At 58.0% G+C, this 6898-nt stretch carries 5 protein-coding genes; 1 reads left to right on the forward strand and 4 read right to left on the reverse strand.

Going from position 1 to position 6898, the window contains the following annotated elements; translation table 11 throughout:
* Nucleotides 1-417: 417 nt before the first annotated feature.
* Nucleotides 418-2211: a TIM-barrel domain-containing protein gene (locus tag VGG64_24135; protein ID HEY1602716.1), complete on the forward strand. Its 1794-nt coding sequence runs from the start codon at nt 418-420 to the stop codon at nt 2209-2211.
* 314 nt (nt 2212-2525) lie between these two features.
* Here VGG64_24135 and VGG64_24140 read toward each other — a convergent pair whose 3' ends face one another.
* From VGG64_24140 to VGG64_24155, 4 genes are all read right to left on the reverse strand, one after another.
* On the reverse strand, nt 2526-3146 hold the full coding sequence (locus tag VGG64_24140; GenBank protein HEY1602717.1) for a sigma-70 family RNA polymerase sigma factor: 621 nt from the start codon (nt 3144-3146) through the stop codon (nt 2526-2528).
* A gap of 441 nt (nt 3147-3587) precedes the next feature.
* Nucleotides 3588-4688 carry an endonuclease/exonuclease/phosphatase family protein gene (locus VGG64_24145; protein ID HEY1602718.1) on the reverse strand — a complete coding sequence of 367 codons (1101 nt, stop codon included), beginning with the start codon at nt 4686-4688 and terminating at the stop codon, nt 3588-3590.
* Between the two features lie 33 nt (nt 4689-4721).
* Entirely contained in the window at nt 4722-5660 is a 939-nt protein-coding gene (locus VGG64_24150; GenBank protein HEY1602719.1) for a phytanoyl-CoA dioxygenase family protein, read from the reverse strand.
* Between the two features lie 21 nt (nt 5661-5681).
* On the reverse strand, nt 5682-6848 hold the full coding sequence (locus VGG64_24155) for a glycosyltransferase family 4 protein (GenBank protein ID HEY1602720.1): 1167 nt from the start codon (nt 6846-6848) through the stop codon (nt 5682-5684).
* Nucleotides 6849-6898: the final 50 nt, after the last annotated feature.

Consider the following 6898-nt stretch of genomic DNA (forward strand, 5'->3'; position numbering starts at 1 on the left):
AACCTCCTAATTCGCGCAATGAGGTGAATCTCGCTACGACCCACTGACCCGGACGGTAAGCCGTTCCGAGTCGGACAATGCCGTATTCCGAAGCGGTCGGCATCCAGGGCGGGGTCCCACAGGAAAACGTCCGCCCGATACCGGTTTAAGGCAAGTACTGAACACTGCCGGACCCCGCTAACGACAGGTTTCCCCCTCCGACGGGGCCCCTATCACTGCCTTGTTTAATTGCTTTTCCCGTCCTCCGGTTGGCATCAGTTCCCAATTCTCAACCGATCCTTCGGCCTTTGGACGTACGTACCAGATTCAGCGTCGTGGTCAGAGTATCTTAGGAGACTGCCCGGACCTGGCGGCGCTGGCATTACACAACCGGATTGGCATTAAGCCCCTGCAACTGCATACCACTCGGATCAAACGATGCACGCCACGATCTCACTTCGTCTGTCCACCCAAGTTCTCGTTTCAATGATCGTTATGGGCGTAGCCGACGTCGGACGCGCTGAGGAAAGCCCGTTGGTGCGAGAGCTTATGCAGAGCAATATGGACACCAGCAGCGCTGCGATTGCTCCTCCCTGGTCGATGAAACCGTGGCTGTGGGAAGATGACGTGAACACGACCGCGGCCGTGTGGGACCTGGTCGATGGTTGTCGCGATCATGACTTGCCGCTGGGCGCGGTTTTGATTGATAGCCCTTGGGCCACGCGCTACAACAATTTTCGTTTCGACGAGGCACGCTATCCCGACCCACGAGGTATGATCGACGCCTTGCACAAGCGCGACGTGCGGCTAGTCCTGTGGATGACCAACGTCATCAACACGCCGGAAAGCCTGGCCGATGCCGTTGGCGACGAGGAAGACCTGTATACCATCGGCAAAGACAAAGGCTACTTCATCAACGGGGGGGAGCCGGTATCGTGGTGGAAGGGCAAAGGCGCCATGATCGATTACACCAACCCCGAGGCGGTGGCCTGGTGGCATCGCGTGATGGATCGCACGCTCTCGTTGGGAGTCGATGGTTGGAAGATGGACGGTTCGGCCGAGTTGTTCATCCGCACCAAACGGCAAACATCGCGCGGCACGATGAGCTGGCGCGATTACATCGACCTTTATTATCGTGACACGCTCAACTACAGCCGCACATGTCAGCCTGACTTTGTCACGATGGTTCGATCAGTCGACATCGCCAACTCGGGCGGCATCGATCAACCGCACGCTCCCTTCGATGCCGCACCGATCACCTGGACGGGCGATCAGCGCCATTCCTGGAAAGACAAAGGGCTGAACGAGGCGATCCGCAGCGGCTTTCGCGCCTTGGAACGCGATTACCCGTCGGTCAGTTCCGATACCGGTGGCTACCAAACGGCCGCCAAGGAACAGACGGAGCGCATGCCCCGCGTGCTCTATCTGCGATGGGCACAATGGAACGCCCTCACGCCGTTTTTTCTGATCGGAGGGCACGACGAGCACCGCCCTTGGAAATTCGACAGCGAGTTCTTTCAGATATTTCGCCGCTACATGTGGCTGCATCAGGAGCTGGTGCCGTTCTTTTATTCACAGCACGTGCAAACCAATCTGCGCGAAGGAAAGCTTATGCACCTTGGCCCCGGCCGGCACGAGTTCATGTTGGGCGACTCGCTCTTGGCGGCCGTGATGTCTAGCGAAGACTCGCACCGTGAAATTACGTTTCCAGAAGGCATTTGGCTGGATTATTGGGACAATCGCATAGAGCATCGCGGTGGCGAAACGATCCATGTCGACGTGCCAGCAGATCGTAGTCCGCTGTTCGTGCGACGGGGCGCGATCATTCCCCTCGACGTGGAGAACGATGCGGTCAAGCATGGCAGCGCCGCCTCGAAAGGCTGGCGCACGCTCGATATCTATCCCGCGGCAGAGGCTTCGACGGCAACGATCTGGGACACGCGGACTTTTCCGCCCCAGGTGGCCCGCGACCGCAGCTTTGTCGTCCTCTCGCCCGGTGGGTCAGGAATGGAACTTCGCGTCGATGGTGGACCGACACGCGATACGATCTTTCGAATCCTACGCGAAAAGGTTCCCCAGAGTGTCACATTGGAAGGCAAGCCGCTGGCTGCGTACCCCAGTGGCGCAGAGTGGGAGAAAAGCCAAAGCGGCTGGTGGTTCGACGTGGCCGAGCAGCGCTTATGGATTAGACTTGCCGCCGTGAAGAACACGCGCGTCACGATCACCAATTAGGCCGGACGCTGCATCGGTACGTCCCTAAACCTTGGATCTTTTTGGGAACCTGGTGAGCATCGCGTGTCACCGCGAGATTCACGCTGGTCCCGCGTGCGTCTGCACATTGGATTCAAAGCCAAAGCCGAGGTTCGCAGGGAGGCGAGGTGCCGTAGACGGTGGCGGGAGAAATCTGCTACCCGAGTAGGTTGCAAAAAGCGCCCACCATGTCCGATGCAGAAGGAACGCTATTACGCCTTATTGCACCCCGAGAATGATGCAACTGCCGAGTGTCGAGCGGCATCGAACGGTTCAGCAGCGATTGCCGATCGTAATCAGCGTGCGGCGTCGATCTCGCTCGGCTGCAACATTCGTTGCAACTGCACGATCGCACGCCCGAATTGCTTTCGCGCTGCTTCCTCAGAGCGATTCAACACCTGGCCGACTTCGGCGAAGGAGCGACGCTCGAGACTGCGCAGCACGATCACCTGCCGATATTCCTTCGGCAGCTTGGCAAGTGCGTGCTGGAGACGCATTTCCTCCTCGCGGCCGCTGACGATGCGACTGGGCGAATCGGTCGCGGCCGGGCAGCAATCATTCGCTTGCAAGTGCTGCAAGGGTACCTCGCGCGAGACCTGTCGTTTCTGCCGCGATTGATAGTGCCGCGCGGTGTCCTTGACGTTGTTCAGAAGTATTTGGCAGAGCCAAGCTAGCAATTCGCGATCATTGTTGCCCGAGAACCGCTTGAAGTCGCGCCGCGCCTCGAGATATGTGTTTTGGATAATGTCCGACGGAGACACTTTTGCCCGCACGTCCTCGGGCAACTGACGGTCAGCGACTAGTCGCAAATACGTCTGAAACGAGTCGATAAACCTCGCCAAAACATGGTCTCGGTCGACTCCCGACGAAGTGTGCAGCTGCCGAAAGGTCTCGGTGTCCTGGCATTGTTGCGTCATGGTGTATTACTCCAATAGGGCCATAGCCACACCCCTCCCGGGTAGTAGTATGTTAGCCGCAGATTTCATTTCGGGGAAGCATCCAGAAAGGATTTTCTCGCACCATTCTTGGAGTGTGCCTGTGTTAAGTGGATGCTTCCGCGAAGGCGGCATGTGCGTTTGCAAAGGCAAGTGGGGGAGCGAGGGGTTCAAACGAGCCGAGTAGGGCGCGCTTAAGCCCTCGTAGTCGCATGCCGAATAGAAATCGCCCGGGCGATCACTAAGCCATTTCATGTCAAGAGCTTGCGAGCTGGCAGCATTATTCTCCGGTGGTGTTGGAGACACCGCCGATTGCTGTGTCCGCGAAGAGAATGGGCGTGACGAGCCGGTACGCGAACCCGCTTTGGGATCTTGGGGCAAGAGGACCCCTGGTGCGTATCGATCACGCTCCAAGCTTGGACGCTAGTCGACTTGGGGCGGGATCATGTCGGAAGGTTTGCGGGCCACGATATCCGCTACCAGCGGGAAGTGATCCGACCCCACGTCGGGGCCAACCCAGCATTTGCGACAGCCAAAGAAAGTATTGCCATAGAGTATTTGATCGATCCGCGCCCCATAGCTCCAGCCTCGTTTGGTCGTGATCTTGGTAGTGCCAAATCCGAAGCCTGCCACGTCGAACGCATTTGTAAACGATGACCAAATATCGAGGTAGATAGTGCTGTCGACGGGCATGTTGAAGTCGCCGGCGATGATCGTCGGCCGATTAAAGTCTGTAATCCATTGCTTCAATTCCTCAGATTCCCAGCGACGGCATTGAATCAACTCGCTTAGCATCCGGCTACGCCCTGGCGCGACAATTGTCCTCTGATCGAGAACCCGCTCAAGACCGCTGCGCGGAGTTAGCAGGTGGACGCAGCAGAATCCTATGTCGCCCGACGGCGCTTCAACGACACATCGTAGAGCATTAGATGGCGGCCACTGGGATTGAGGGTGGGCGCGAACCGAGTGGTCTGAATCGCGCAGTGGATAGCGCGACGCGACAACCAGTGCGCCCTCCCTGATCTCATGCCATGTCTCCGGCCAGGGAATGCGCACATCGCTGTCGCATTCCTGAAGCGCGACGATGTCTGCCTGCTCGTTCACCGCGAACTCGGCCAAGGCGACTCGAGCCGCCTTTCCTCCTTGCATGTTGCACGTAATCACGCGCAGCCGTGGTTTGTCGGCCTCCGAGTTTCGCGCAAGCGGGACACGAAAGCCCATCACCGGGAGGATAAAAATTGCGATCGCCGCTAGAAGCGGCAACAATGCTCGGCGATTCGCCCAAGCGGCCAACGGAATCAGGACGATCAAGGGCACGCCGTACAGCCAGCGTGGTGCATAGAGTAGCACGGTGGCGAACCACCAGCGGTCACCAGCGGCGCGAAGGAATCCCCACAGCAATGCCAAGCCAACTAAGTATGACACGGCGGCCGTTGCCAGTACTGCCCGGCAGAACTGCGCCGTGAGCAACTTGGGAATTGCAAAGTCCCGTGGATCAGTTTGTTTGAACAACGAAAATGGCATGGTATCGGCGGAGCGTGGCAAAGGTGCACATCGTCATCGAATTCTGATCAGCCTTCTCAGTTTTCCTGCCACGCGTTGCCCAAATTCTTCGATTGCAAGTTTAGCGCCATAGATGCTGGCTATCGCTGCTTGGAATCCGGCATGCGACGATATGCGCCTGTAAGCCGGCAAGTAGTTCGCCTTATTGCCGAATCCGAGGATGCGGTAGTCGTCCGCTGAAAGGTTCCCTAGTAGGGCGGCGTTCAGCAGCAATGGATGATAACGATAGTAGTCAATATCCTCTTTTTGCAAGGGGATCGACGGGTCGTGATAGTTGAGGAAGAACGCCTGCCGCGACTCGAGGATCGGCGTGGCCTGGCGGTGGATCCCGGAAGTGTCGAACAGAAACGCGGTCCCCATCGGTCCACGCATCTCGGCGATCTGGTCCAAAGACAAGTCGCGATATTCGTGCTTAGCAAAGTAGGGTCGCGGCGCCTGCTTGCCATGCGTTCCGGAAATGTATTGGAAAGCGCCCGAGTGCACATCGCTGAGGTAGAATCCGAGCTTCACCTCGCGGGGAACCTGGTCCCTAACTTTATCCTGATCGTACCAGGCATCGCCATGCCAGCCGTGAAAGCCTCGCGTCGTACGCAGCGACTTCCACCCCTTCGCTTCGACGAGCTCGTAGGCGTCACCCAGGTACCGTTGCAAGACATCTTTGACCAGCGGATGCAGCGCTACGTCTACAAAACCTTGCGACAGCGTCAATACATCTTGCACCATATGCCGAAAGCGTTCCGTGCGCTCGTACCCATCTTGGTTGTTCCAGCGTACGTGGTCCAATCGCGCAGCAAACGAGGCTTGCATGTCACGCAAGGTCTCTGTGTCGACGATTTGCGGCAGTCGCACAATGCCGCGAACTTCCAGCTCACGTGAAAGTTCGTCGGCCGACTGGGCCTGCGCCGGCACGTCGCTCTCATGAGAAGTTAGCATGTCTTCATCGGTACTAATGCCCTAGGGCTGGTAGATGGCAAGCATATCGTCGAGACGCGCCGCGGGAGAAAACTGTTTCACGACGCGAGCGCGCGCCGCCTTGCCGAGTCGCTCGCAGAGCGGCGTGTCATGCAACAGGCAGCGAACCCGCTCGGCTAACTCGCGCGCGTCGCCGGCGGGAAACAGCAAGCCCGTGATGCCGTCGGCAACATATTCTGGAATACCGCCAACATTGCTGGCGATCACGGGCAAGCCGCTGGCCTGCGCCTCGAGGTTGACTAGTCCTGCCGCTTCGGCCCACAGCGACGGGCACACAAAGCAGTCGGCGGCCTGCATGTAGTGTTGAACATATTCCTGGGAACCGTGCCACTTCACCCGTGCAGAAACGCCCAACTCCGCGGACAGCCGCTGTAAGTTGGTAGCTTCCGCGCCTGTACCCACGACCCACAAAACGACTCTGTCCGGCAGCAAGGCGAGAGCGCGCAGGGCGACGTCAATTCCCTTGGCCTCGATCAAATGCGCCACCGCCAACACCACGAAGTTTTCATGGACCCGGCATTTCGCGCGAGTTGCGGTTCGCATCGCAATATCTGGACTAAATCTCGCAATATTGATGAAATGCCGGCAACAGACGACGTTCGACCAAGTACCCTGTGTCTTCAGGCACTCAAGAACGAACCCGCTCACACAGACCGCGGCCTTATATCGCTTCAACAGCAGGCGCTGCAACCGTCTTTTCCATGCGCGCGGCGCTTGGGGTAGCGGAAATAGCCGCGAGATATGGTCCGTGTAGTAATGTCTGACACCCGGCTTGAGCAGCGTCAGCCACCATAAATAGCTGTTCCTGATAGGTTCGGTAAAGTTCCAATGCACCGCTTCGATCTCGAATCGTCGCATCAGGCTTAGGAGCGAGGCGAGGACATGCCAGCTAAAGCCGCCCATTTCGAGACATGCAATCGGTACGCCTGCGCGCTCGAGCGGTGTCGGCTGTTCAGGAAGGTGCGATACGATAAATAGCGGTAAGAATAGGCTGCCTCGCTCGCGGAAGGCACTTGCGATGCCAGCTATTTGTTCTTCCAATGACCCAAACTTTTGAGAGGGGTCCATCACGATCGCGTACAGGACGCGCGGCAACCGCCTTCCGCCGACTCGTACATCCGGTGTGGCGTCGCCTAGAGTCGTTGCCATGTGTGCAACGTGGCCGTTAACGATGACATCGTGGCTGGCGATCTAAGGTG

It is taken from the genome of Pirellulales bacterium, assembly GCA_036490175.1.
Classification (GTDB): Bacteria; Planctomycetota; Planctomycetia; order Pirellulales; family JACPPG01; genus JACPPG01.